Genomic DNA, 25,956 nt, shown 5'->3' on the forward strand with positions numbered 1-25,956 from the left:
TTATTGTCTCGACAGGGCTGAAAATTGTTTTAAAAACCCCGTCTCTAATTTAGCGAGTACGCTGCGCAGTGCTTGTTGTTCTTGATCTAACGTCAAAAACTCCTGTTTAACTGCTTGCTGTAAGGCTTCTAGTGAATTGCCACGAATGGCGCGGCGCACAGATATAATGACGTGTTGGGCTGTTTTGACCAGTATGCCTTGATCAACAGCAATAAAATGGCTGTCTTGTAAAGAGGTTTGATAAGTTAAAATACCCGGCACAAGAGGTGTAACGCAGTCTAGTCGGTTAGGCAGAATACCAAAACTTCCTTGAGGCGTTTCTGCCACAACGCTGGTGACGTTTGTCAGTTGGGCAAAAATCTCATTTGGTAGCAAAATTTTAACGTTCATTCTTTGCTCCATTTATCGGTTCATTTGACCTATCTGTTTGGGTATTAATCGCTTCACTTATTTGACCGATCATATACAAAGCACTCTCTGGATAGTGATCATATTCCCCGCCTAAAATACGTTCACAACCCTCCAATGTTTGTTCTAAGGTGACGAACTTGCCTTGCATACCGGTAAATTGTTCAGTGGTGAAAAATGGCTGAGTGAAAAAGCGTTCTAAGCGTCTTGCCCGCGTCACGATGTCGCGATCTTTTATCGATAGTTGCTCTAAACCTAACATAGCAATAATGTCTTTTAATTCATTATACTGTGCCAGTATTTGCCGAACCTGTTGTGCGACACGGTAATGGCGCTCGCCGATTACGCTTGATGAGGCTAATTTTGAATTTGATTGCAAGGGGTCTACAGACGGATAAAAGCCTTCACTGGCGCGCTTACGGGATAATACTAACGTGGCCGAAAGGTGTGAAAAGGTATGAACCGCCGCAGGGTCGGTAAAATCATCAGCCGGCACATAGACTGCCTGGATTGATGTGATGGCGCCGTTTATAGTATTGGCGATACGTTCTTCCAGACTGGACAATTCGGTGCCTAGGGTGGGTTGATACCCCATCCGTGACGGTATTTGTCCCATTAACCCCGAGACTTCAGAGCCTGCTTGAATAAAGCGAAAAATATTATCGATAAGCAAAAGAACGTCTTTCTTTTCATCATCGCGAAAATATTCAGCCATGGTCAGAGCGGCATGACCCACACGAAATCGGCTTCCAGGGGGTTCATTCATTTGGCCAAAGAGCATGACCATATTATCTAATACACCAGCTTGTTTCATTTCTCGGTATAGCTCTTCACCTTCACGGCAACGCTCACCAATACCGCAGAAAATACTTACACCTTGTTGATGACTAACCATGTTGTGGATCATTTCGGTAAGTAAGACAGTTTTGCCCACACCAGCACCACCAAATAGGCCTGCTTTTCCGCCTCGTTCAAGCGGGCAAAGCACATCTACTATTTTTATTCCCGTTTCGAATATCTGTAACTCACTTGATATGTTTGTCAGAGCAGGAGGGGCATGATGGATACTGCGCGAGGCAATTTCACTGTTAAATTCTTTACCGTCTATGGCTTGGCCAAATACGTTAAACATGCGCGAAAGTGTGGATGGCCCTACCGGCACCTTTAAGGGGCCACCGGTATCTTCAGCAACCATGCCTCTGGCTAACCCTTGGGTTGCACTCAAGGCAATAGTACGTACTTTTTGATTGGATAATTGGGCTACTACTTCAAGCGTAATTTGTCGGTTCTGTGCGTAAATAATATTGTGAATAGCTGGCACACGTTGATTAAAAATAATATCTACAATGCTGCCACGCACAGCCGCAATCACACCGTTATTTACCGTGTTATCACTAATATTTTGTTGCATTGAATTAGATTTAAGTGGACTCGGCATTTGCGTGATTCGGTGTCTTGGCTTGACTCACCTAATATAATGACTCAAATCAGTAGTAACATGTTGACCTTCATCAACTTTACCAACAATACTTGATATTATGTTAACCACGTTCCATAGGCCTATTACGATTGTCTTTGATATTGTGGTGACGCAAAATAATGAACCGAGTATTAGGTGATCTATAGCGCCACAAGTGCTTGTTAAGTTATTAGCAATGAATAGGCTTCAAACAAAAAATAATGTGACTGGGCAGATTAATTGTTGTATTAAAAATCAAATAGGATGTTCAGCATGAGCGATGAGGCACCAATAAACGAACACACCCGCAGCTCGCTTGTGACCCGATTAAGCTGGTTGCGTGCAGGGGTGCTTGGAGCCAATGATGGGCTTATCTCAACTGCTGGGTTGGTAGTCGGTGTCGCGGCTGCTTCAGCCAATATTCAAGATATTACTACTGCTGGCATAGCGGGACTTTCCGCTGGAGCCATTTCGATGGCGCTGGGTGAGTTTGTTTCGGTGAGCACCCAACGAGATACCGAAACGGCGTTGATAGCTAAGAAACGCCATCTGCTGAAGGCGCACCCTGATGAGGGACGAGAATGGATTGCCTCATTTCTGCGCGAGCGAGGAGTGAGTGTGAAAACGACAAGCCTTGTCATTGAAGAGTTCAGTGACAAGGAAGTATTCCGTGCACTTCTTCGTCACGGATTCGGTATAAATGAACAAGAGGTAGTTAACCCTTGGGTGGCGGCAGGAACGTCTATGTTGTCGTTTTCGATTGGTGCCGCCTTACCTGTGATTGCAATGCTAATATCGCCGGCGGATATACGTATTTCGGTGACGTTTGTTGGAGTGTTAGTGGGGCTAGGATTAACCGGTGGGTTAAGTGCCTACCTTGGCCAATCTAGCAAGCGCTCTGCCGTTATCAGACTGTTGGTTGGAGGGGCATTGGCAATGGCGATAACCTACGGTATCGGCCAAATGCTCGGCACGACTCCTTTTTAGAAGACGCGCTTCAGTTGATGGAAGTTGGCGCAGTGCCAATTAAATCCATTTATGTTTTTTGAAAAATAATAACATGCCGCCAATCATACCGAGCATCACTAGCCATACGCCGATATAACCGTAGGGTGAATAGAGCTCTGGCATACTTAACGGCCCAGCGCTGTGACTGAAGTTCATACCGTAAATTCCTACCACAAAGGTGGGAGGAATAAATAAAGTAGCGATAATAGTGAGTACGCGCATAACTTCATTGAGCTTCAAACTGACGATACTCATATATAGTTCCATCAAGCCATTCGTCATTTCGTGGTAGGTTTCTATTAATTCGAGGATAGAAATACAGTGATCGTAACAGTCTCGTAAAAATACCTTAGTCTCGGGCGTAATTAAATCTGAGATATCGTCGCGCAGTAAGGTATTGATTAACTCACGTTGCGGCCATATTTGCCGCTTCAAGATCAGTATCTCCCGGCGCAGGCTGTGTATTTTCTGTAATATGTTTTTATCATGGTTATCTAGTAGCAAATCTTCTGTCGCATCGATACGGTCAGCGTAATTTTCAAGCACCGGAAACCCCCAGTCGATTACCGTATCCACCAAGCTATAGAATAAGTAGTCAGCTTTACGCTTTCTGAGTCGCCCTGTCGGCGCACTTAATCGACTGTTTACCCCTGCAAACGGGTTGAATTTCCCCCCACAGAATGAAATCACCGTATTTGGCATTAAAAACAAACTAATTTGTTGCAGAGTCACACCGTCTGTTGTTTGCAAAGGGAGTGTGAGTATTGTAAAAACTTGCTCTTCCTGCATTTCAATCTTAGGCCTTTGTCCCATGCTGGCCACATCTTCAATAAATAGCTCGGGAATACCAAAGTCACTGGCTAACTGCGTTAATGTTGTTTTATCCGGATCACCCTGAACATGCACCCACGTTATGTTGTCATTATGGATATGGGCTGCGCATTGCTCCGCAGTCGCGTCATGCCTTTCAACGAGTTGATTGGCATTATAATCAAATACCGATAGGGTTAACTCACCCTCACTATTCTCATTGATGACACCGGGGCGTGTGCCTGGTTGGTTGTATTGCTTACGAAATAACTTCATTGCATTCCTAGAGGCTAATGTTCAAACTGTTACTATGATAGGACAAGCATATAACACAGTTGATAGGGTGCCAATATGGCAAAGTGTACTCTGCTTATAATGCTTTTTACGGCTATGAAGATCGAGCTTAACTCGTTATAAAACCAGATTGGCCGGGCTTTGTGTCATGACCGTGTGGAAATCTGCAACTCGGTTATTTTATTACGTTACTTACTTTTGGCGACTAAACAGTAAGCCAGTATGGTGTTGACAATATCGATGACTAATCGCAAATGATTGGCTAGCCAGCAGGAGACTGATGTTGAGCATTTGGGGCTAGCGCAATACATTCTATTTCAACTCTACCGCCTAAGCCTAAACCACTGCCAGCAATGGCGCTGCGTGCTGGAAGCCCCTGTTTGAAATACTCTATATAGACTTTATTTACCGCGCCCCATTCTTTGATATCTGCCAAAAATAACGTGCATTTGATGACGTTGTCCATCCCTGAGCCAAATCTTTCTAGCGTGTTTTTAATGTTTTCTAATGCTTGGCGTGTCTCTGGAATAACGCCGCCTTCAACTAGCTTTAATTGACCTGGAATTACCCCTAATTCACCGGATAGATATAATATATCGTTGACGCGTACCGCTTGTGAAAACGGCAGATTATGCTGTTTAAATGCATCAGAACTGAGACGTGTTATTGCGTGATCAGGTTGTGGATGTGCGTTGCTGGATATACACACCAGCATTGCGCTAAATAAAATGAATAATCTTTTCACCGTTGGTACCTTTTATACTGTTATTTGTTGAGTAAATAGGTCTGGGTATATTGCTCGAGCAATATATTGGCTAGCGCGTGGGTGGGTTTATCCGCTCCCATAATATACCCCTCTGACATACAGGATTGTTTCATTTGTCCTAGCAATCTTAACCTGAAATGGTATTTTTGCTTCCGATCAGGTAAAGGCGGAACGACTATGGTCTCTCCATTCACTTGCCAATCCCCATTGTCCATTAGCACCTGCTTGCATGGCGCTGGGTTCAATGTAGCGACGAATTGTCTAGCAGAAGCCATTTCCCAGCCATGACCAGCAGTAGGAAAAATAGTACTGCCTATGGCAGAGCCAGCATCTCGTAGGTTATTTTCAATACGTGCGCACGCTTCTAAGTCATTAGATTTATCTTCTGCCCCCCGTAAACTAAATAATGGCGCGCCTGTGGTTATAGTGGTTTGTAAATCAAAGTGACAGGGTCCGTAGTAATCAAGATGTAAGGCAAATGCAGGTACTTTGGCTGCCAAATTTTGATATATACGTTTATCTAGTGCGGCGCGACTGGCCATTCCACCATAAGAAAATCCCATTACACCGATTTTGTTAGGGTTAATGGCTTGATGTTGGTTAAGAAACTTTAAGGCGCTATAGGCATCAGCCACTTCGTCTGCATCGCTCACTATGGCGACCCGCAAACCGTAGGGTGTTTGGTCAGTTACGCCACGAGCAGCGTAAGAGTTGACGACTAAACCAGCAATGCCATGACTGGCCATCCATTTTCCATAGGCTATTTCTCGACTGAGCAATACACCACCACTGCCATGAATAATAACCATTGCCGGAACCGGTTTATCACGGCTTGCTGTGCTGGGTAAAAATAGCTGTGCTTTCACCGTCGTTACAGGAAGGGGCTGCGTGGGCAGAATTAACCATTTGTAGTCGCCAGGGGTAACCGAGGAAAAGTAGACTTCGCCGCTGGTAACAGTGGTTGGTTTAGTAACGGCAGGATAATCAGGGAAATCCGGCAACGGTGGTGGAAGCCTTCTGTCCTGAGACATACAGGCAAACGTCGCAATTGAAAAACAGAATAAAAAAATGCGCATTTGATTCTCCTAAAAGCTATATTTTACTTCCACGCCATACGTGCGGGGCTCTTGGTAGTTGGCGGTAACCGTGCCGAAAAAGTCTTTGCGATTATCGATAGGGTCACGAACGTCAGCTAGATTACGGCCCCAAAGATAGGCTTCCCAGCCATTGTCGTTGCTCAGTAAACCAATACGAGCATTAATCAGTGTAAGAGTGTTTACATGACCGAAGTCTACAACCGTGCTATCAGTCAGTGTTTCAGTTTTTACATTATCTACGGTGGTGAAAAATCCGCTGCTATGGGTAATATCTAATCGCCAAGAAAGGTCTGCGTTTAAAGCGTTAATTTGGGTTAAATATTGCACGCCGATTGAAAAGTTGCTGTCAGGTGCATTGATAAGACTGTTGCCTTCGGCGTCACCTCCGCCAGTTAAACCGCCGGGGAAACTATCAAACTCAGTATTTAATAATCCCATGCTGGCTTGAATTTCTAAATTGCTGATGGGTCGGTAAGTCATCTCAAGCTCAATCCCCTGAGAGTTGGCTTGCGCAGCATTACGGATTGAAATAGATGAAGCCCCATTACCTAAGTCAATAAATTGATTAACCTGATAATTTTTAAATACCGAGCTGAATGCGGCAAAGTTAACAATTAAGCTATTTCGGTAAAAATTACCTTTTAAACCCAGTTCGGCACTCCCTACTGTTTCTTTGTCAAACTCGATACCAGCTGCAAGATCACTGCTAGTGATAAAGTCCAGATTGAAGCCACCGCTTTTAAAACCGGTCGAATATTTGGCATAGCTGTTGAGGCTGTTATTAAGAGCATAATTGACGCTTAATGCGTAAGATAAATAACGGTCACCGCGTGAGTCTGTGAATCTACCATCGGTGCTACCAATACGGAAAGCGCCAGAATTTGATCCATCTAGTAGCCAATCGATGTCTTTGGTTTCATCAGTATAGCGCAGGCCAAATGCGAGTGAAGTTGTGTCAGTTAGGTTGTATCCACTATTAAAATAGGCCGCATAACTGTCGGTCGTGACCAAACCACTGTTACTGACTAACGTACCTGGCACATTACCAAATATAAAAGACAGGGAGCCATTTATCACATCTCTTTGGGTGTCAGCGTTTTGCCGGTAAAGGTAAATTCCCGCTATGTAATCGAGTGGTGATTTCCCTTGCTCGGAAATTAACTGAAGTTCTTGTGACCATTGCTGATATTGATCTGCGTATTCAATCACTAATAAATCCGCTGTAGCATAATCTGAGTCATTGCGATAAAAGCTATCGGTATCTCGGTAAGCAGTAATCGATTTAACATCGTAGCCATTGTCCGTACGGTAGGTAAAATCTATTGCTGCTCCCCAGATATCACGTTTTTCGTAGGTATCAATAGTGGTGGCGACTTCATTTTTATTCGGGGCGCCGGTATCGAGTGTATTTCCTAAGGTATCTGATATTGCTTCGCCTAAGAAAGAGAGACGTTCGGTGTTCAGGCCATCGATACTAAAATTGAATTCCAATTTGTCGGACAATTGTGTCAAGAACTGGCCTCGATAAGCCAGCGCGTCACGTTCATTAAGATCATGTCCAGTGAGCAAGTTTTTAATATAGCCGTCTCTATCCAGCTTAGTGGCGGCTAATTTCACGGCACTAGTATCAGAAATAGGTAGGTTTATCTGTCCTTGAATTTCACGGGCATTCATATTGCCCAATGATCCGCTGATTTGGCCTTCTAATTCATCCGAGGGTTTTTTGGATATCAGATTAATGGCGCCTGCCACGGTGTTTTTACCAAACAGTGTACCTTGTGGACCACGCAACACCTCAATCCTCGCTAAATCAAGTAGCTCTTGATTAAGGGCGGGGGATTGCCCTAAATATACTCCATCTAAATAAACACCTACTCGGGTATCAAAGCCAATATTGCGACTATTCGAACCAATACCTCGGATGGTAATGGCGGAACTAATATCGGCTGTGCGCGTAATAGACAAATTCGGGATGAAATCAGCTAGTTCCGTTAACTGAGTAATGCTGGTTTGCTCAATATTGGCGGCATTAAAAGATGAAATAGCTATCGGAACTTCAGATAATTTTTGCGCGCGCTTTTGTGCTGTAACGACAACGACTTCGTATTCTTTGTTCTTTTCGATTAGCGACTTAGGCACCTGTTGGGCGAGGCTCGTGCATGACACAGATAACAGCAACGTGATAACCAGCCCGTTTTTATAAATTGTCTTTTTGATGGGACGCCAAGAATATAATCTGGCCATTAAACATTCCTTTTTTAAAATCACATTGAACAAAAGTTGCCGAGGGCTAACACATGTTGGTTGTAGTTTGCTCACTTAGCAAGGTGGGGAATGATATTATGTAGGAAATTTAATCACTTAATGACATTTTTGTCGTTCTATAATTACCCTTAAAGAGCTGGAAATGACTAAATTCGCTAGAAATATGTAGCGAAGTTGATTGAAAAAGAGGTTAGTCTTTACTTTCTTCTAAAAATAAAAAATACCGATCCAATAGCCTTCGGTTATTCACACCGCAGATTAGTTCGACAAACTCAATTATAAAATTACGACCGAAATCCTTTGAATAATAAGCGATAAACACGTGAAAGCGGATTTCATTATTTTCACTGAGCCATATGGAGTAAGTAAAGTGCAGTAAACAATATGCATAAAGTATGAAAAGATCATAAACGACGTTTTAACTTCGTTTATGATTGCCAGCAAAGAAAATCTTATAATCAACCTTCGATTTCGCAAACTAAGCTTATCGAGTGCAAAAGTAACTATTTAAAGTTTAGGAAATAAAATGGATGTATCGCTTCGCCAAGTCACCAAAGATAACTACGAGGCAGTGTGTGATCTTGATGTAACACCCGCTCAGGAAGATTATGTGGCGTGCAATATGTGGTCTTTGGTTGAGTCGACTTATAATGACGGGTTTGAGACTCGGGTTATTTATCTTGCTGAAGAGCCCGTTGGCTTTTTTATGTGGGTGTTTGAATCCGCAGAAAAAGTATCGATTTGGCGGTTTATGGTAGACCACAAACATCAACAAAAAGGCATCGGGCGTGAAGCGTTAGCGTTAATGCTCAACGACATACGATTAAATCCGAGTGTTGCTGAAATTGAAATTTGTTACGATCCTCAAAATCCCGTTGCGAAAGATTTTTACGCCTCATTTGGATTCGCTGAAGTGGGAATGGACGACGAGAATGAAGATATGATAGCGATTATTAAGTGTGCTAAATATGATGCGGCCTACAAGAGTCAGCGCATGCATTAGCGTTTGTGCATCGGAGTCTGCGGTCAGCCATTTGAAATTTAGCGTTGAGCGCAATTGATATTTCGCCGGGAACAAATCTATCAAACTAGCCGTTGGATAACCCTTCGTTGAGTTATTAGTGATTTTAAATGGGTCTGCGGCAGCGTTTTGTTATCTACTTGAAATAACCTTAGATCCGAAAATCACGCTGGGTTTATTTTTAATCCATGATGTCTGATACTGGTGTACTGAAGACTTTGCTAAGTTCAGCTAAATTCACCGGTTTGGTGAAATGGAAATTAAACCCAACCGCTTTGGCTTTGCGCACGTCCTCTGCTTGACCATAACCGGTTAACGCCACAAGAAGTCGTTTGTTATTTTTATGAATGATTTTCTCTGCTACTTCATAACCGTTCATATCAGGCAATCCGATATCGAGTAATACAATTTCGGGATCAAAATCATCAACGGATTTTAGTGCATGTCGAGCCGTATAGGCTGTCCTAACGTCGTGCCCTTGAAAGGTTAATAGCTCTGCCATGGTATCAGCTGAGTCCGTATTGTCATCGACGACTAAAATACGCCTCAAGGTGTTTTGCAGTGGGTTTGGCTCTTGCTTGGCTAATTTGGGGCTGGCTATACTTGGCAAACGAATACTAAATCGTGACCCACAGCCCAAACCTTCGCTATAAACTATTACGTCACCCCCATGCATGTGCACTAAGCGCTGGACGATATTTAAACCTATGCCCAATCCTCCTTGTGAACGATCTAAGGTTTGGTTTGCCTGAGTAAATAACTCGAATACTTCATTTTGCATGGCAGGGGCGATCCCACAGCCGTTGTCAGACACGATAATTTCTGCCAGGTTCGAAGTACCTGCTATTTGAATGGTGATCTTACCGCCCGTCGGGGTGTATTTTACCGCGTTATTAATAATATTAGTCACGCACTGCACGAGTCGAGTCATGTCACCACTTACATAAGGTCTAAGTTCGATATCGATAAGATCAATATGGTGATTTTTTGCCACTATTGCGCTGTGCAAGGATTCTAAGGCGACATTAACGACACTAAATAAGCTTACCGGTTCATGTTGTAAGGTTATACGATTTTGGCTGATCCGCGATATGTCCAATAGGTCATCCATCAGGTGGGTCATGTGGGTGACTTGCCGGGCCAAAATATTGCCAATATTTTGTAACTTATCATCCTGTTGAGCCGACTGGGTGAGCATCTCACTGACATTTCGGATTGGGGCTAATGGGTTGCGCAACTCATGGGCCAACATCGCAAGAAACTCATCTTTTCGCCGGTCTTCTTCTTGCAGTGATTTATTTGCCATTACGCGCTCTGTTACATTAGTACCCTCGACTAATACTCCACTAACTTTGCCGTCTGGCGCTGATATTGGTTGATATATAAAATCAACATAAATGGGCTCCTTCGTACTGAAACTTAACGGAACAGCCACACCGTGATGACTTTTACCACTTTTATAAACTTCATCGAGCAAGGTGATAAAACCTTGCGAGGCTACTTCGGGTATAACATCTATTACCTTCTTACCTAAAATATCTTGTTGATTAAGCATTTCAAGATAATTGCGATTGGCATATTCGAAATAGTGTTCTGGGCCTTGCAGTACGCACATAAAACTTGGAGCTTGATCAAAAAGCGAGCGCCACCGAGCTTCCGCTATCTTCATTCTTTGTTCGGCGAGCACGTGTTCTGTGGTTTCAGTGGCTATGACCAACAAGCCGCCGACACCGCACTCAGCGCTAGGATCATCAACAGGGCTGTAGCTATAGGTCCAATACATTTCTTCACGTTTACCGTTGCGTGTAATAAGAAGCAGTTGGTTTTCATTCCAAGTATGTCCGTTTCCCGACATGACACGTGTAATTTGAGGTTCGATTTGAGTCCATATTTCTTCCCAGCACTCACGTCCTCGTTGACCCATTGAACTGGGGTGACGCTCGGATCCTAAGGTCAAAGAGTAGGGATCATTATAAAATTGAATTAACTCTTTTCCCCACCAGAGCAGCATAGGATGGCCGGTTGATAAAAGTAAACGTAAACTGGTTTTTAACGGTTGCGGCCAGTCCTCTGGGTTGCCCAGTGGCGTTGTATTCCAGTCATAGGCGCGAATGCGGGCACCCATTTCGCCACCACCGGACATAAAATTTAGTTGGGTATTAGCAGTAAATTCTTGAACCATAAATCTTCCAGCGCGGCGAAAGTGCCGATAGTAACCCCTTAAGTGAGTGAAAATACGCCAAGTTTGCTGTACCGATAGGGTTGGCATATACCTAACGAATTGTTACTGAGGTTTTTTTAAATATCTGTCATAGCATATTATATAAATCAGGTTTTTGACTAAACGTTTTTCGCCAATAGCAGCATTATATTTGTGAAGTAAATACCCGTAAGCGCCTTATAAGCAGGCCGGTAGGTAGTAGAATTGTTATTTTGTTTCGTAATAATGCAAGGTTATCTGCGTTAAATTTCACGACTCGACAGTGTCAATTGGTCATTAATTGACTCGGTTTTCAAAGGAATATCCAGTTCGTTATAAATCCGTAGAACGTTTATAAACTTGACTTAGCGTGATACAAACGTGATGTCCAGAGCAAGTATTTAAATAACGGGGTTAATGATGATTAAAAAAAATATGGGCGTGATGCCTGACTTAGATCCCGTTCATATGTTGTCTACCATGGCAGCTGAAAAAATGGGTACCCAAGTAAGCCTTACCACAGGTTGGATCATGCATTTTGCTATTGGTTCGATTGCTTGGGGTGGTACGTTTGCCATATTTAATGCTGCTATACCGGGTCGCTCACAAATTGTAAAAGGCATAATTTTAGGTATTGCTGCGTGGCTGCTAATGATGATTGGCCCTATGCCAATGAGTGGCGCAGGGTTATTTGGTCTTTCCATGGGGATCATGGCACCCATAATGACTTTTATGCTACATATTGTGTTTGGTGCGGTGATGGGGTTCACGTTTGCTAAATTACTAGGTCAAAATAGCTGAGTTTTTATTTATTAAAGAATAAAGTTACGTTCGTAAACGCGATTTCGCATGGCTTTAAGACAGAGTAAAAACAGCCGGAGGAACAAGTCCTATCCGGCTTGTCAATTGTGCGAGATTACTTTGCTTTCTTAAGTTGTTTTTTCAACTTTTTCACTTTGCCTTCTTGCTTAGCAATTTTAGCTTTGCGGTTTTTGATTTCTTTTTTAAGAGCTTTTGCATTTGCTTTTGCCATGGGATCTTCCTTTTTATATTAAGTTTAGTTTGTCATCTACTCAGCCATTACGCTTGTGAAGAAGGGCGATTGTGCTGAGTCATGAACTCGCGAATAAATCGACGAACTTCTCGGGCTGCACTCGTATCAAGCTCTTCGCATAAGTTTACAAACTCAGCACGCTCTTGATCATTAATGCGAACAATAAACTGACTATTTTTCTTCTTTGCTTTCTTAGCACTCAATATATTGCCCGAACTGAATCACGATCTACCTGTTTTTAGTGTATATCAAATGTATATACGTGTATGCATTTTTTCTGGTAGTTAATTTACCATCATTTATCCACGATGTTGTTAAATCGGCTTAGCTCTTCAAATATTAATTGAAGGTGTTTGATGTATTCATGGCTTTTTAAAATAAGGAACTGAATTACAATGGCAGCATTAATTTATTGATAATGATTATTTTACTGGCTGTATTGGAGAACATAATGAAAGCGATTGGTTATAGACACCCCAGCGAAGTGTTATTTGATGGCGCATTACAAGCGTATGAATTTGATATACCAACGGCAACGGGTCGAGATTTATTGGTCGAGGTCAAAGCCATTTCTGTTAATCCGGTGGACGCAAAACTGCGCGCTAAAGTAAACCCAGAGCCAAATATTAAAGTACTCGGCTACGACGGGGTCGGCATCGTGCGAGCCGTAGGTCAGGATGTGAGCTTGTTTAAAGCGGGTGATCGTGTTTTTTACGCAGGTGATATGTCGCGCCAGGGTAGCAATGCAGAATTTCAATTAGTAGATGAGCGGATCGTCGGTTTAGCGCCTACCTCGATTTCGGATGCTCAGGCTGCCGCACTGCCGTTAACCGCCATTACTGCGTGGGAATTGCTATTTGATCGCCTGCAACTGACCCGCGAGAGCAAGCAAACATTGTTAATTATTGGTGCTGCTGGTGGTGTGGGCTCTATAATGGTTCAACTGGCTAAACAACTGACCGATGTTACCATTATTGCAACCGCGTCTAGGGAAGAAAGTGCTAAATGGGTGCAAAAATTAGGTGCTGACCACGTGATTAATCATCACAAGCCAATGAGCAAACAACTCGCCGAGCTCGGATTCGAGAGTATAGATAATATTGCCAGTCTAACCAATACCAACGATCACTTTGCTGAAATAGTTGAGTGCATCGCTGCACAGGGTAAGTTTGCGCTAATCGATGACCCTGGCGCTATTGATGTGGGAGCTTTAAAGCGAAAGAGTGTGTCACTGCACTGGGAATTTATGTTTACCCGCTCGCTCTTTAAAACGGACGATATGCAAAAACAACATGAGATATTGACTCAAATAGCGCAGTTGGTTGATAACCACACTCTTGTTACTACGCTGGGTGAGAATTTAGGTCGAATAACGGTCGAAAATTTAATCAAGGCCCATAAGAAACTTGAGTCACAAAGCTCAGTGGGTAAGTTGGTTTTGGAAGGTTTTTAGGCCATACGATTTATCCCTTAAAATTTGTCCCTTGCAATGGGTCCATTGATATTTAACGCAGCATAATTTCGATTTACGTAATACGAAGTGATATACATCGGCAATGTGTCGGTGCTGTTAACGAACAAGAATACAAAAAGAAGAGATAGATATGAATTTAAAATCGAGCCCTAGGGGCGTGATTGCCACAGGATTAACACTCTTTACCTTAGTGGCTGCATCTGGGTTGATGATGAGGCAAGCGCACGGACATAGCCAACCAGTTAATTCACAAAGCAGCGCTGAACAAGAGATAGGTCAGGAACTTGAAACATATGCTTCGTTTGAGGCTAATACGCCTCCAGGCAATATTGCGATAGGTCCTGATGGACGCAAGTTTCTGAGCGTACACGGTTTTTATGGCCAAGCCGTTAAAATGGTTGAGCTGTTTAACGACGGCTCGGTTAAACCCTATCCTACTGTTGCATGGGCATCGTCACCTGATGAAAATCAAATTGGTTTGTACAATGTATTGGGCGTTGATGTGGATCAAAAAGGTGTACTTTGGATGCTAGATACCTCTGATGAAGATCATGCTGGTCGACTTGTTGGTTGGAATACACGTACTGAGAGCCTTGAAAAAATTATTTATATCGCCAAGCCAATGATTAGGGCTAGTTCATTTTTAAATGACCTCGCTATCGACAATAAAAACGGCAAAATTTATTTAGCCGATACCGCAGGTAACGGTCAAGCGGCGATTGTGGTGGTTGATATAAAAACGGGTCAAACAAGGCGGGTACTTGAAGGCAGCCAGTTCACCCAAGCTGAAGACGTCGATATGACAATTGAAGGCCGGGTGATCACATTAGGAGGCCAGCCAGCACGTTTAGGTGTTAACCCAATTACTATTGATCCCGATTCGAAGTGGTTGTATTTCGGCTCTATGTCTGGCACATCTATCTACCGGATACTAACAGACGATCTCATTGATAGTACTTTGGATACGGTCGCCCTTGAAGAGAAGATAAAGCGGTATGGAGACAAGTCACTATCTGATGGAATGACCATCGATGGCGCTGGGAATGTGTATGTAACATCGGTGACTCAGGGGGCCGTTGAAGTAACTGACAGCTCAGGAAATCGCCGCACTTTATATAAGGATCAGCGCATAGTTTGGCCTGATGGCTTTGCGAATGGAACAGATGGTTATATTTATTTTACCGTAAATGAGTTGCATCGCTCCCCTGTATTAAATGGCGGAGTAAATGCCAGCAAAGGGGAGTTTAAAGTGATGCGCTTCCCTGTGTTAGCAGAAGGTAGAGCAGATCGTTAATTGGACCTTTCTCGATATTCAGTATTGGATCAGGTTATTCTGAGTCGATGACGTCTTGGTCATTCATATCCGGTGATCCGGGCGTTGTTATTTTACGTTACCAAAATAAAATTGACTCAATGCCAAAAGTTTAGTCCCCTCGTGCTTGAAATAATTAATATGGTTTATTGGTTTAAGCTATGGATATTGGATTATCGTTAAGAATTAATTTAATAGGAGAGACAAGTTGACCAGCCTTAAGCAACAAACTGATGCGCAAATAGCAAAATCGAGGCAGGCCAAACCTGAGTTTATGCAGGCCATGGATAACTTGATGGAAAAAGCACGGGAATTTGAACAAGGTAAGGCGGCGCTTTTAGTCGGACAAAAGGCACCTAACTTTAGTTTACCTAATGCCCTAGGTGAGATAGTCACACTCGCCGATTTATGTGTCAACGGCCCAGTTGTGGTGACATTTTATCGAGGTGACTGGTGTCCGTATTGCAATTTACAACTTAGAGCATTGCAGGCTATTCTCGGCGATATTCATGAACTTGGCGCACAATTGGTTGCTATTAGTCCGCAAGTACCCGATAAAAGTCTGTCGAAAAGTGAAAAAAGTGCATTAGCATTTCATGTTTTGTCAGACCAAGATGCCCAAGTTGCGTCATCTTATGGTGTTGCTTGGCAGGTACCAGAGCTTATTTTGCAGCATATGCGTAAAGACCGAGGTCTTGATTTAGTGCATATAAATAATGGCAATGGCAGTGTGTTACCCATCCCAGGTACATTTGTTTTAGGCGCTGATGGCGTTGTGCTTTGGCGTTATGTGGACGTTGATTACAGAACACGTGCTGAGCCAGCCGATATACTTAACGCATTAAAGATATATCGCGCTTAGAAAGCTGTCTGTGCAATGCGTATTTTGGGCTGAACATAGGGTTCAGCAGAATATAACGTAGTCTTTATAAGCTTATGCTTTGACAAGTTTAATGCCATTTCAACTTGTTGACCTAGTTCACTTTTCCGTATGCTAAGACACTATTCAACGACCAAACAATAGTGGTTTTATAAACAGTATTTTTGCTACACTTGGGCATCAATTTCCCAAGTGAAGTTCCCTATGTTGCATCTGGTTCAATCTAATAAAATGGAAAGTCTTGCAGCCTACCTTATTGGTTGGCTTGGCGAGAGTAAAAGTACGATGACGAACGTATTTTCACCGGATGTAGTATTGGTTCAAAGCCCTGGAATGGCTCAGTGGTTGAAAATAGAGATAGGTCAAGCACTGGGTATCGCCGCGAATATCGATTTCCCTCTACCTTCGAGTTACATATGGCAGTTGTACAAAGGTTACGTAAACGATTTGCCCGAACAATCCGCTTTTACTAAAGACAATATGACATGGAAGCTCATGCGCATTTTACCGGCTATGAGCGACAAGGACGAATTCGCTAGTATCGCGCAATATTTAAATGAAAATCAGCCTCTTAAGTTATACCAGTTGTGCCAAAAAATCGCTGATATCTATGATCAATACTTAGTTTATCGGCCTGAATGGATTTTAAGCTGGGAGAAAGGTGAAAATACTTTACCGGATACCGATGTTGCATCACAACCTTGGCAACCTGTTTTGTGGCGCTCCTTGGTCGACTTTGTTAAAGAGCTTAATGAATCACCTTATCATCGGGCCAATCTGCATCAACGTTTGCTCAGTGAGTTGGAAAACGCCAGTAGCCAAAAACCCGAGCCAAAGCCGCTGTTTGTCTTTGGTTTATCTGCAATGCCAGTTCAGCAGTTGGAAATTTTCGCAGCGTTGGCAAAAAGTCGTGACGTTATCATCTTTTGGTTTAATCCAAGTGCCCATTATTGGGGCGATATTGTGGATAATAAGCAAGTATTGCAGGCTAAACTGCACAACCTATTAAAGCAAGCCAATGACGAATCAGATGGTGGCATCCATGGTGTGGACGATTACTTGCTGGTGGGTAATCCATTACTGGCGTCTTGGGGTAAGCAGGGCCGAGACTATCAAGATATGATTTTAGGCTTGGATGTAGAACAGCATGAGGCCTTTATCGAACAGGAGCCTGAGAGTTTGCTCGGGCATATTCAACATGAGGTTTTAGCATTAACCCATCGGGGCGCTAGCGAACCCTTGCCGGCCCAAGAATTGCTGACAAACGGTTCGTTGTATCCAAAAATAGCGATTGAGCATCACGATACGTCACTTCAAGTGCATGCTTGTCATTCTGCGGTACGTGAGCTTGAAATACTGCATGATCAGTTATTGCACCTTTTTGAGCAAGATCCCGAACTGCACCCAGGGGATGTGATTGTAATGATGCCTGATGTCGCTAATTACGCGCCTATTATCGATGGGGTGTTTGGTGGCTCAGAAAGAGCCCTCAGCATCCCTTATGCGATTTCTGATCGCAATGCTCAGCAAGAATCCCCCTTACTCAATAGCTTTGTTCAATTAATGTCTCTGCACCAGAGCCGTATCAGCTTATCTGATGTCCTGTCTTTGTGCGAAGTGCCGGCAATTCAACGTAAATTTGCTATTACGCCTGACGAATTTGATTTGCTCAGTGTGTGGCTGGCTGACGCCGGTGTGCGATGGGGCTGGGACGGTGGCGACAAATCGCGTTGGGCATTGCCTAACGAAGCACAAAATACTTGGCTGTTCGGTCTGCAGCGATTGTTGGCCGGTTATGCCATGGATGGACAAGGTATGTTCGATGATTCATCTCAGCAAATTGCTCCATACGAACATATAGAAGGGCAACATGTTATCGCCTTAGGTAAGTTTTATATGTTCAGTCGTGAGTTGGGTAAAGCATTAGCGTTTTGCCAATGCAAAGATAGCCTTAAAGGTAAAATAACTGAAGCGCTTGAATTGATTGAGAATATTTATCTGCCTGATGATGACGACCAGCCATACCTTTTACAACTACGCCAATCTATCGAGCAAATGAGTATGCACCAATGCCAATATGACGGTGAAATTGTGCACGATATTTTTTTTGCTGAGCTTGAAAAAAACCTGTCGAGTAAAGGCGTTGGGCAGCGGTTTTTGGCAGGGTATGTGAATTTTTGCACCCTTATGCCCATGCGTAGCGTGCCATTTAACGTTGTGTGTCTATTAGGCCTAAACGATGGTGACTACCCACGTCAAGTCGTACCTGTAGGATTCGATTTAATGCGTATTGGCAAGGGCCGACGGGGAGACCGTTCACGTAGATTGGATGATAGATACCTATTTTTAGAGGCGATATTGTCAGCTCGTAAGCGCCTCTATTTGAGTTTTCAAGGGTTTAGCGCCAAGGATAATTCAGCACGTAGCCCATCGATATTGCTTAGTGAATTACTGGAATACACGGAGCAAACATTTTGTTTAGCGGGTGACGAGACAGTTACGCCGCAAGCGTGTGCTCTAAACCTGTATCAACATATTTATCACGTTCATGCACTGCAGCCTTTTAACCCTATATATTTTAATGAGGGCAATGGGCAGTTAAGCATGAATAAAACTGGAACGCCGCCTGTGCAGCGCAGTTTTCAAACGCACTGGTTACCGTTGGCGCAGCAACTTGTCGATGGGCATATTGTTAGCGACAAGCCAGTAGACTTTTGCCCTAATTCATTATCACCTTTGCCAGACTTAGCGCAAGTCACAGACGTTGAGCTGGATGAGCTCTTGTTGTTTTTCAGTAATCCGGCGAAAGCATTTTTTACCCAGCGCTGGCAGACCCGGCTAACCCGTATTTATGATGTGCAAAGTGACGATGAACCTTTTGAGCTCGATGCTTTGTCACGATATATGTTAAACGAACGTTTTGTTACCACACAGCAAGATGATTGGACGGTGCGTCTGCGGGCAGAGGGAAAATTGCCAACAGGCAATATCGCAGATATCAGCCTACAACCCATACGTAAACAATCACAAGCCTTAATTGACACCATTGCCACCGTCATAGGCGGCTCGCTAGAACAGGTACCTCCGAAGCGGGCAGAAATTAACTTTGCGCTTAACTATATGCTACAGGATGGGCAGGACCGCGATGATAAAAGTGCTGCCCAAATTGGGCAAGACAGCGGACTCAATCAGGCGATACAAATAACGGGTTGGGTGGATAATTTATATAATGGTAATTTAGTTTTCTGGCGTCCGGGGAAAGTTAAAGGTAATAACATTACTCAGTTATGGCTAACGTGGTTAGCCTTGTGTGCCAGCGGTAACGTGGCGGTTGATAAGCGGGCATATTTTATCGGTATTGACGACAAAGAACCATTTAACATCGGCGCTATAGGCGAGAATGAAGCGAAAATGCAACTTGCCCATTTTATACGTTATTGGCGTATTGGACTGCAGCAGGTACTGCATTTCTACCCTAAAACTGCGTACGAATGGTTAAGTGGTAGTGATGAGAAAAAGGCACTACTAAAAGCGCAGAATGCATTTTATGGCAGTTTTTTTGCAAAAGGTGAGGGGGATGAGCCGCATATTCGCCGGGTGTGCCCAGATTTAACTGAGCATTTTGATGCCTTTGGCGAAGTTAGTCATGCCTTGCTTGGCCCTTTGTTTGAAAGCGTAGGGGGTAAGTCATGATCCCTTTAGATACCAAAACCTTTCCTTTGGTCGGCGCATCATTAATCGAAGCAAGCGCTGGAACGGGTAAAACCTACACCATTGTTAACTTGTATTTACGTTTGTTGTTAGGCGATGAATGCCAGCCGCTAAGTGTAGATGAAATTTTAGTTGTAACGTTTACCAACGCCGCGACAGCCGAGCTAAAACAACGTATTCGACAACGTTTGCACAGCGCTTATTTAGATTTTTATGCGGGCCAAAGTAATGATGAATTCACTCAGCATCTAATTGAGCGCAGCACCAATATCGAACTTGATAGTCACCGGCTGTTGTTGGCGATAAAGCAAATGGATGATGCCTCGGTATTTACAATCCACGGTTTTTGTCAGCGCATGTTGAGCTTGCACGCATTTGAAAGTGGCGCTATGTATGAACAAAGTCTGGTGCTTGATGAATCCCAGTGGTTAAAGTTGGCGGTAGAGGATTATTGGCGGGGTCATATCGTGGATATCCCGGCTCAGATACTCAAAGAACTGTTGAATATATGGCGAGGCCCGTCCGCGCTGCAGTCCAACCTGCGGTCTTTGTTATATCGTCATATTACTCCACTTAAAAAAGTCGATATTGTAACCAGCCACAAAAGTGTTATGCGTTATATTGAATCGGTTCATGACACTAAGCGTTGGTGGCTGGACAACAATGTTGCTCAGCAAATTATCGACGCCGATCTCAAAGCAAATACCAAATTGGGTAAAGCAGACTTTATTGCAAAAATGCAGGCTTTTTGTAAGAGCGATAGTACCCAAGCCGATTTTGATAAAGATCTGTGGCAAGCCTTTAGTCCTGAAAAAGTCATTGGGGCAATGAAGAAAACATCAAAGAGTTTAGAACATTTAGATTTTTCTCGTTTCGAAATGTTAGCGCGCTTTCAACAACAGTGCCATGAAGCGCTTTTACTCGCTTACAGTGTGGATGCGTTAGAGCATATTGCAGCGAACTTAGCGACTAATAAGCAACGTTTGCAGTTATTGTCGCCGGACGACTTACTCAGTAACCTGCACCAAGCTCTTATTGAACAACAAAACAACAGCCAAATCGACTCTCAAGAAGCTCAACCTAATGATACTGATGGCATAAATATCTCCGGGTCTGAGCAGTCATTAGCGAAAGCCATTCAACTTAGTTATCCCGCGGCGCTTATTGATGAGTTTCAAGATACCGATCCGGTTCAGTTCGATATTTTTAGAATTATTTATACACAGCAGTTTTCTGAGATAACCCCTTGTTGGGTAGCCATCGGCGATCCTAAACAAGCTATTTATGCCTTTCGCGGCGCTGATATTCATACTTATATTACTGCCAAAGCGTTGATTGATGAATCTCATCAATTCACTTTAGGCACCAATTGGCGTTCTCAACCGAGATTGGTTGAAGGGGTTAATACGCTTTTTAGCCAAAGTGAAGCTGGCTTTTTATTCAAAGACAGTATTCCGTTTCAAGCGGTCAACAGCGTTACCCAAAAATCTGGTTTGCAAATTATGGGGCACATTCAGCGCAGTTTGGATTTTCAGCATTTAACCAGTGAAAATGGTAATCCGCTAGCATGGGGAGAAGCACAAGTTGCTATGGCTAAACAGTGTGCATGGCGTATCGCTAGCTTTATTCAACAAGGAACTCAAGGCGAGGCAAAAATATCTGATCGTTCATTGATGGCTGGAGATTGTTGTGTGCTGGTTAGGGACCGCAACGAAGCAAACACGATCAAGCAAGCCTTAGCTGAATTGGGTGTGGATAGCATGTTTTTGGCGCGCAAAAGTGTTTTTGCCAGTCAAACGGCCATAGACTTATTTTCTATTGTGCAGGCACTCGCTAACCCCAGCAATGATAGGTACTTGCGCGCGGCCATTAGCAGTGAATTGTTTTGTTATGACGCCCAAGCGCTTGATCAATTGTTTAGTGAAGAATGGCATTGGCAGAAGTTGGTCGAGCAATTCGCATACTGGCATCAACTTTGGCAGCGACATGGCTTGATGATGGCGCTCAATATCTTGCTGCGTCATTTTGATATTGCCCAGCGATTGGTCGCACAGTATCGAGATGGACAACGGCGTTTAACGGATTTACGGCATTTAATAGAATTATTGCAAGTGCAAAGTCAGTTAATGTCTGGTGAAAGTCAGATTTTACACTGGTTCCAAGAGCATTTAGCCGAACCAGATAATGATAATGAAGGTCAGCAAATTCGCTTGGAAACGGAGCAGGATTTAGTCCAAATTATTACCCAGCATACCAGTAAAGGGTTGGAATACCCGCTGGTATTTATTCCTTTCGCGACGCGTTGCCGTGAGATGAAAGAGGCAATCTATCATAGTGATAAAGAGGGCCTTGTTATTGACTTTTTAGGTGCGGACGTCAATCTCGCTTTAGCAGATCATGAACGTTTAGCGGAAGACATTCGGCTGTTGTATGTGGCGCTAACGCGTGCAGTTCATTACTGCTTTGTTGGCCTGTGGAATAACGCACATCCCCAACGTAAGAAAGAGTCTCAGTTGATGCAAACGGCTCTTGGGCGTGTATTGTTCAATCAAGGCACGCAGATAAACGATACCATTATTGCCAAACGTTTAAATGATTTAAGCCATGATATAGATGTGGGATATCACGCTTTTAATAGCGCGAACGCAGAGCAAGCAGCAAATGACTTCAAAAGTGTTCTACAAACACAAAACGCAAAAAACAGCCAAACAGGTATGTTACCAAGGTTAAAGGCCGCTCATTTATCTCGCTCGATTACGCGGCGTTGGCGACTGACCAGTTATTCTGCTATCAGCAGTCAGCAGCATCATGAGTTTTTGTCTCCTGGGCTTGATGAGGGCTCGGATAAAATTGATTTAACGAGCGCTATTGCTAAGCAAACTATTGTCTCTCAATCGGTATCAGATGCTTTAACCCCTGCGTTAAGCACTGACGTGTCTTCACAAAACGAGTCTCTGTCTCAAACGACAACTAGCCTCTCTACCTCGGCAAGTGTTGATGACAGTGACATGTTATCTGATGCTCAAACATACCTAGTGGATGCTGACGAGGTAGATAGGGCCATTGAGAATATAGATGAGCAGGAAGTGCTGGATCAATTTACGTTCGTTAAAGGCGCCCAAGCGGGTTCATTTTTACACGGGGTGTTGGAGTCGATTGATTTTACTGATCCTGTTGACCTATCCACGGTGATTACCCAAAAAGGGATCTGGTACGGGATCGATGAAAAATGGTTTAGCGTAGTTGAACAATGGATACGTGACGTGTTACAGGCTAAATTAACAACGCAAACTGGCAATGCATTGTGCCTAGCGGTTTTAAATAAACAACAAATACTGGTTGAAATGGAATTCCATTTGCCTCTGGTTGATGTACAAGCCAAGACATTTAATCACATATTGAATCAGCACATTCATGAACGAAAACATCATTACCAGTTTGAGCAACTTAACGGCATGTTGAAAGGTTTTATCGACTTAATTATTCAATATGAAGGTAAGTTTTATGTACTGGATTATAAATCTAATTATTTAGGTGGCGAATATTCAGATTACAACGGTGAAGCAATGGCCAATGCCATGCAAGAGCATGATTACTACCTGCAAGCTATTTTATATACGTTAGCGCTGCATCGCTGGTTGAAAAATAAATGGCCTGATTATGACTTTACTCGCGATATGGGCGGCGCTTATTATACTTTTTTAAGGGGCATGCACAGTGACAATCCGGGCAATGGGGTGTTCTATATTAAGCCCTCTCAAGCGCTTATAGAAGATCTTGATGCATTGTTCAGTGGTCGATATGGTGAGCGTGATGACAGTGAGAGCAGAGCATCTGATAGCGTAAAAATGGGGGACGAAAAAGTGACTGATGTAAATCATCACAATAGCGGCTCAGATAGAGATGATCCCATGGAACAAGGACAACTAGATTTATGGTAGCGTTAAGCGGAAAAAGTAATGTCGGTGCAGTAGAAAGCGTAGATGCGTTGGCAACGCAAAATACGCCGCCTAAATTACCTACCACTGAAACTATCTTGCACGACTTGCTTAGCGTGGGTCGCATACGTCCTTTAGATGCTGCATTTGCCGAGTTTATTATGCTGCATGAGCATAACGATTCAGTCATTGATAGTGCGGGTATCCATATTGTTGGCTTGTTAGCTGCGTATTTAAGTAGCCGATTAGGTGAACAAGATAGTTGTTTAACGCTAGATAGTTATTATCAGCCTTTCTTACCTTACTATCGCTTTGGTTCGCCTGAGGAGCTTATCCATACATTGTCTTTATCGACTTGTGTGGTCAATTTTGCTGGTGACCAGCCAGATGTGCGAGTTAACAAGCCTTTGATACTTGAGGGCGACGAATTGTATATGCAGCGTTATTGGCGATATGAGATGCGCTTAGCCGCTAAGATTAATAGTATGAGCGGTCGCTCGTCTATGCTAAACATTGACGTGGGTCGAACGTTATTAAACCAGTTATTTGGCCCACTAACGTCGACGACTTATGCCAGTGAGCTTGATACTGTCGGTTCTAATGGTGCAGAGATTGATTGGCAGAGAGTGGCTGTATGTTTAGCTGCGAGCCAAAATGTCAGTGTGATAACAGGTGGACCGGGTACAGGAAAAACCACGACTGTTATTCGTCTTATGGCATTGCTCCAAGGGTTAGCAAGACACGAAGGGAAGCGTTTGCAGATTAAGTTAGCCGCCCCGACGGGTAAAGCCGCTGCGCGCTTGAGTCAATCCATTAGCGCTGCTATGTCAGATTTACCCGAGACTTTGCAGGCCGATTTGCCTAATCAGTGCAGCACCATACATCGCTTATTAGGCAGTATTCCCAACAGTCCATATTTTCGTTTCAATGAACAACACCCGCTGCATGTAGATGTACTGATAGTCGATGAAGCCTCAATGGTCGATTTGCCATTGATGAGTAAATTGTTCGGGGCGCTGCCGGAGCGAGCAAAAATTATTTTACTCGGAGACAAAGACCAGCTCGCATCAGTTGAGGCTGGCAGTGTGTTATCAGATATTTGCTCAGCCGCGCTGGATGATGCACCTTCGATTTATAATCAGCCGCCGCCGTATAGCAACGACGCTCTAGAGGTGATTAAAAATCTCTGTCAGATTGAGCTTCACAGCTGCCGGGTAAATAAGGCAAAAATCAGTGATAGCCTTGCCCTGTTACACAAGAGTTATCGATTTAGTGAAAACAGCGGTATAGGTCGTTTGGCTAGAGCCATTAATACCGGCAAGTTACCAATTTCGAAAACCTTGTTTGCGGATACAAGCTATCCAGATGTAACGTGGAATATCAGTGATGAGCCAACGGCACTGGTGGACACTTTACTCGCTGGTTATCAAGGCTATTTTAAGCGCGTTCAACAAGTGTGTTTTGACGGTGAGCTAGAAACTAAAGGCACAGACGTATTCGCTTTATTGCAACAACAGCAGGTGTTATGTGCACAAAAAGAAGCAAACTGGGGTGTATATCAAATCAATGCTTTGATTGAGTCTGAGTTAAACAAGCGTGGGTTGATTGAGCTTGAGCGTGACTTTTATATTGGTAGACCTATTATGCTCAAGCAAAATGATCACAGTTTGGGCTTGTTTAATGGTGATATAGGCATTGTAATGCCTGATATTCAAAAAGAAGGCTTAGTGAAAGTTTGGTTTGTAACAGAGCAAGGGACGCTTCGCGGTGTGCTACCTAGCCGCTTACCACCTCATGAAACGGTATATGCGATGACCATTCATAAAAGTCAGGGCTCTGAATTTGATCACGTTTATCTGTGTCTACCGCGTGTGGAAACGCGCTCACAGGCACGTTTGCTTAGCCGAGAGTTGCTATACACTGGTCTAACCCGCGCTAAGAAGTCTTTTACTTTGTACAGCGATGAACAGGCTTTATCGGTCAGTATTTCACGGCGTTGTAAGCGAGGCAGCGGCTTAGCAAAACGCTTGATAAGTTAGTCGCTCTGATTATTAGCAATAGTTGTCATATGACTAAGACGCCCATTTTATTCTTTTAGGTAACTATGCATCAGTAAGCGTATTGAGGTTTCATTATAATAATGCGCACGCTTAATTTATCTAGCTTTGCCTTTAGCGTGTCCGAGGGGGGAGTGTATTTGATAGAAATGATTATTATCCAATCCTCATTCTATCTTGCTGTTATCTAAATACGTGCTCA

The 25,956-nt window shown here is 43.4% G+C and carries 17 protein-coding genes; 9 read left to right on the plus strand and 8 right to left on the minus strand.

Features of this window, described 5'->3' with window-relative positions; genetic code table 11:
• Positions 1-390, minus strand: coding sequence for a F0F1 ATP synthase subunit epsilon (locus GQS54_RS09085; RefSeq protein WP_166423671.1), 390 nt, complete (start codon positions 388-390; stop codon positions 1-3).
• Entirely contained in the window at positions 380-1,846 is a 1,467-nt protein-coding gene (atpD, locus tag GQS54_RS09090) for a F0F1 ATP synthase subunit beta (protein WP_277344129.1), read from the minus strand. Before atpD ends, GQS54_RS09085 begins: the two co-directional genes overlap by 11 nt.
• A 294-nt stretch (positions 1,847-2,140) precedes the next feature.
• Here atpD and GQS54_RS09095 point away from each other — a divergent pair, with 294 nt between their 5' ends.
• Positions 2,141-2,854, plus strand: coding sequence for a VIT family protein (locus GQS54_RS09095; protein ID WP_166423673.1), 714 nt, complete (start codon positions 2,141-2,143; stop codon positions 2,852-2,854).
• 39 nt (positions 2,855-2,893) lie between these two features.
• Here GQS54_RS09095 and corA read toward each other — a convergent pair whose 3' ends face one another.
• The 4 genes from corA to GQS54_RS09115 form a co-directional block, all read right to left on the minus strand.
• Positions 2,894-3,961, minus strand: a complete 1,068-nt coding sequence (gene corA / locus GQS54_RS09100) for a magnesium/cobalt transporter CorA (RefSeq protein ID WP_166423674.1) — start codon at positions 3,959-3,961, stop codon at positions 2,894-2,896.
• A gap of 280 nt (positions 3,962-4,241) precedes the next feature.
• Positions 4,242-4,724, minus strand: coding sequence for a Rid family hydrolase (locus tag GQS54_RS09105; RefSeq protein WP_205967689.1), 483 nt, complete (start codon positions 4,722-4,724; stop codon positions 4,242-4,244).
• Between the two features lie 20 nt (positions 4,725-4,744).
• Positions 4,745-5,821, minus strand: a complete 1,077-nt coding sequence (locus tag GQS54_RS09110) for a dienelactone hydrolase family protein (protein WP_166423675.1) — start codon at positions 5,819-5,821, stop codon at positions 4,745-4,747.
• 9 nt (positions 5,822-5,830) lie between these two features.
• Positions 5,831-8,086, minus strand: coding sequence for a TonB-dependent receptor (locus GQS54_RS09115; RefSeq protein WP_166423676.1), 2,256 nt, complete (start codon positions 8,084-8,086; stop codon positions 5,831-5,833).
• A gap of 547 nt (positions 8,087-8,633) precedes the next feature.
• Between GQS54_RS09115 and GQS54_RS09120 the strand changes: the two genes are divergently transcribed.
• The gene (locus tag GQS54_RS09120) at positions 8,634-9,110 is read left to right on the plus strand and encodes a GNAT family N-acetyltransferase (RefSeq protein ID WP_166423677.1); all 477 of its coding nucleotides are present in this window, start codon (positions 8,634-8,636) and stop codon (positions 9,108-9,110) included.
• 199 nt (positions 9,111-9,309) lie between these two features.
• On the opposite strand, the gene GQS54_RS09125 is transcribed toward GQS54_RS09120, so the two are convergent.
• Complete coding sequence (locus GQS54_RS09125) at positions 9,310-11,310, minus strand: ATP-binding protein (RefSeq protein WP_166423678.1); 2,001 nt, start codon at positions 11,308-11,310, stop codon at positions 9,310-9,312.
• A 438-nt stretch (positions 11,311-11,748) separates the two neighbouring features.
• On the opposite strand from GQS54_RS09125, the gene GQS54_RS09130 reads away from it, so the two are divergent.
• A complete protein-coding gene (locus GQS54_RS09130; RefSeq protein ID WP_166423679.1) occupies positions 11,749-12,129 on the plus strand; it encodes a DUF6789 family protein in 381 nt (126 codons plus the stop codon).
• Between the two features lie 279 nt (positions 12,130-12,408).
• On the opposite strand, the gene GQS54_RS09135 is transcribed toward GQS54_RS09130, so the two are convergent.
• Positions 12,409-12,585 carry a hypothetical protein gene (locus tag GQS54_RS09135; protein ID WP_166423680.1) on the minus strand — a complete coding sequence of 59 codons (177 nt, stop codon included), beginning with the start codon at positions 12,583-12,585 and terminating at the stop codon, positions 12,409-12,411.
• Between the two features lie 248 nt (positions 12,586-12,833).
• On the opposite strand from GQS54_RS09135, the gene GQS54_RS09140 reads away from it, so the two are divergent.
• The 6 genes from GQS54_RS09140 to recD all read left to right on the plus strand — a co-directional run bounded on the left by GQS54_RS09140 (position 12,834) and on the right by recD (position 25,736).
• The gene (locus GQS54_RS09140) at positions 12,834-13,835 is read left to right on the plus strand and encodes a zinc-binding alcohol dehydrogenase family protein (protein ID WP_166423681.1); all 1,002 of its coding nucleotides are present in this window, start codon (positions 12,834-12,836) and stop codon (positions 13,833-13,835) included.
• Positions 13,836-13,986: 151 nt separating this feature from the next.
• Positions 13,987-15,150 carry an L-dopachrome tautomerase-related protein gene (locus GQS54_RS09145; protein ID WP_166423682.1) on the plus strand — a complete coding sequence of 388 codons (1,164 nt, stop codon included), beginning with the start codon at positions 13,987-13,989 and terminating at the stop codon, positions 15,148-15,150.
• A gap of 226 nt (positions 15,151-15,376) precedes the next feature.
• Positions 15,377-16,030 carry a peroxiredoxin-like family protein gene (locus GQS54_RS09150; protein WP_166423683.1) on the plus strand — a complete coding sequence of 218 codons (654 nt, stop codon included), beginning with the start codon at positions 15,377-15,379 and terminating at the stop codon, positions 16,028-16,030.
• 222 nt (positions 16,031-16,252) lie between these two features.
• Positions 16,253-19,741 carry an exodeoxyribonuclease V subunit gamma gene (gene recC / locus GQS54_RS09155; protein WP_166423684.1) on the plus strand — a complete coding sequence of 1,163 codons (3,489 nt, stop codon included), beginning with the start codon at positions 16,253-16,255 and terminating at the stop codon, positions 19,739-19,741.
• Entirely contained in the window at positions 19,738-23,700 is a 3,963-nt protein-coding gene (locus GQS54_RS09160; protein ID WP_166423685.1) for a UvrD-helicase domain-containing protein, read from the plus strand. Before recC ends, GQS54_RS09160 begins: the two co-directional genes overlap by 4 nt.
• Positions 23,694-25,736, plus strand: coding sequence for an exodeoxyribonuclease V subunit alpha (gene recD / locus GQS54_RS09165; protein WP_166423686.1), 2,043 nt, complete (start codon positions 23,694-23,696; stop codon positions 25,734-25,736). Before GQS54_RS09160 ends, recD begins: the two co-directional genes overlap by 7 nt.
• Positions 25,737-25,956 lie beyond the last annotated feature (220 nt).

This window comes from Paraglaciecola sp. 20A4, assembly GCF_011378905.1.
Classification (GTDB): domain Bacteria; phylum Pseudomonadota; class Gammaproteobacteria; order Enterobacterales; family Alteromonadaceae; genus Paraglaciecola.

Coding starts and splice junctions, on each gene's coding strand:
- GQS54_RS09145 (WP_166423682.1), top strand. CDS start 13,987: ATGAATTTAAAATCGAGCCCTAGGGGCGTGATTGCCACAGGATTAACA.
- corA (WP_166423674.1), bottom strand. CDS start 3,961: ATGAAGTTATTTCGTAAGCAATACAACCAACCAGGCACACGCCCCGGT.
- recD (WP_166423686.1), top strand. CDS start 23,694: ATGGTAGCGTTAAGCGGAAAAAGTAATGTCGGTGCAGTAGAAAGCGTA.
- atpD (WP_277344129.1), bottom strand. CDS start 1,846: ATGCCGAGTCCACTTAAATCTAATTCAATGCAACAAAATATTAGTGAT.
- GQS54_RS09130 (WP_166423679.1), top strand. CDS start 11,749: ATGATTAAAAAAAATATGGGCGTGATGCCTGACTTAGATCCCGTTCAT.
- GQS54_RS09140 (WP_166423681.1), top strand. CDS start 12,834: ATGAAAGCGATTGGTTATAGACACCCCAGCGAAGTGTTATTTGATGGC.
- GQS54_RS09115 (WP_166423676.1), bottom strand. CDS start 8,086: ATGGCCAGATTATATTCTTGGCGTCCCATCAAAAAGACAATTTATAAA.
- GQS54_RS09085 (WP_166423671.1), bottom strand. CDS start 390: ATGAACGTTAAAATTTTGCTACCAAATGAGATTTTTGCCCAACTGACA.
- GQS54_RS09120 (WP_166423677.1), top strand. CDS start 8,634: ATGGATGTATCGCTTCGCCAAGTCACCAAAGATAACTACGAGGCAGTG.
- GQS54_RS09125 (WP_166423678.1), bottom strand. CDS start 11,310: ATGGTTCAAGAATTTACTGCTAATACCCAACTAAATTTTATGTCCGGT.
- recC (WP_166423684.1), top strand. CDS start 16,253: ATGTTGCATCTGGTTCAATCTAATAAAATGGAAAGTCTTGCAGCCTAC.
- GQS54_RS09160 (WP_166423685.1), top strand. CDS start 19,738: ATGATCCCTTTAGATACCAAAACCTTTCCTTTGGTCGGCGCATCATTA.
- GQS54_RS09110 (WP_166423675.1), bottom strand. CDS start 5,821: ATGCGCATTTTTTTATTCTGTTTTTCAATTGCGACGTTTGCCTGTATG.
- GQS54_RS09095 (WP_166423673.1), top strand. CDS start 2,141: ATGAGCGATGAGGCACCAATAAACGAACACACCCGCAGCTCGCTTGTG.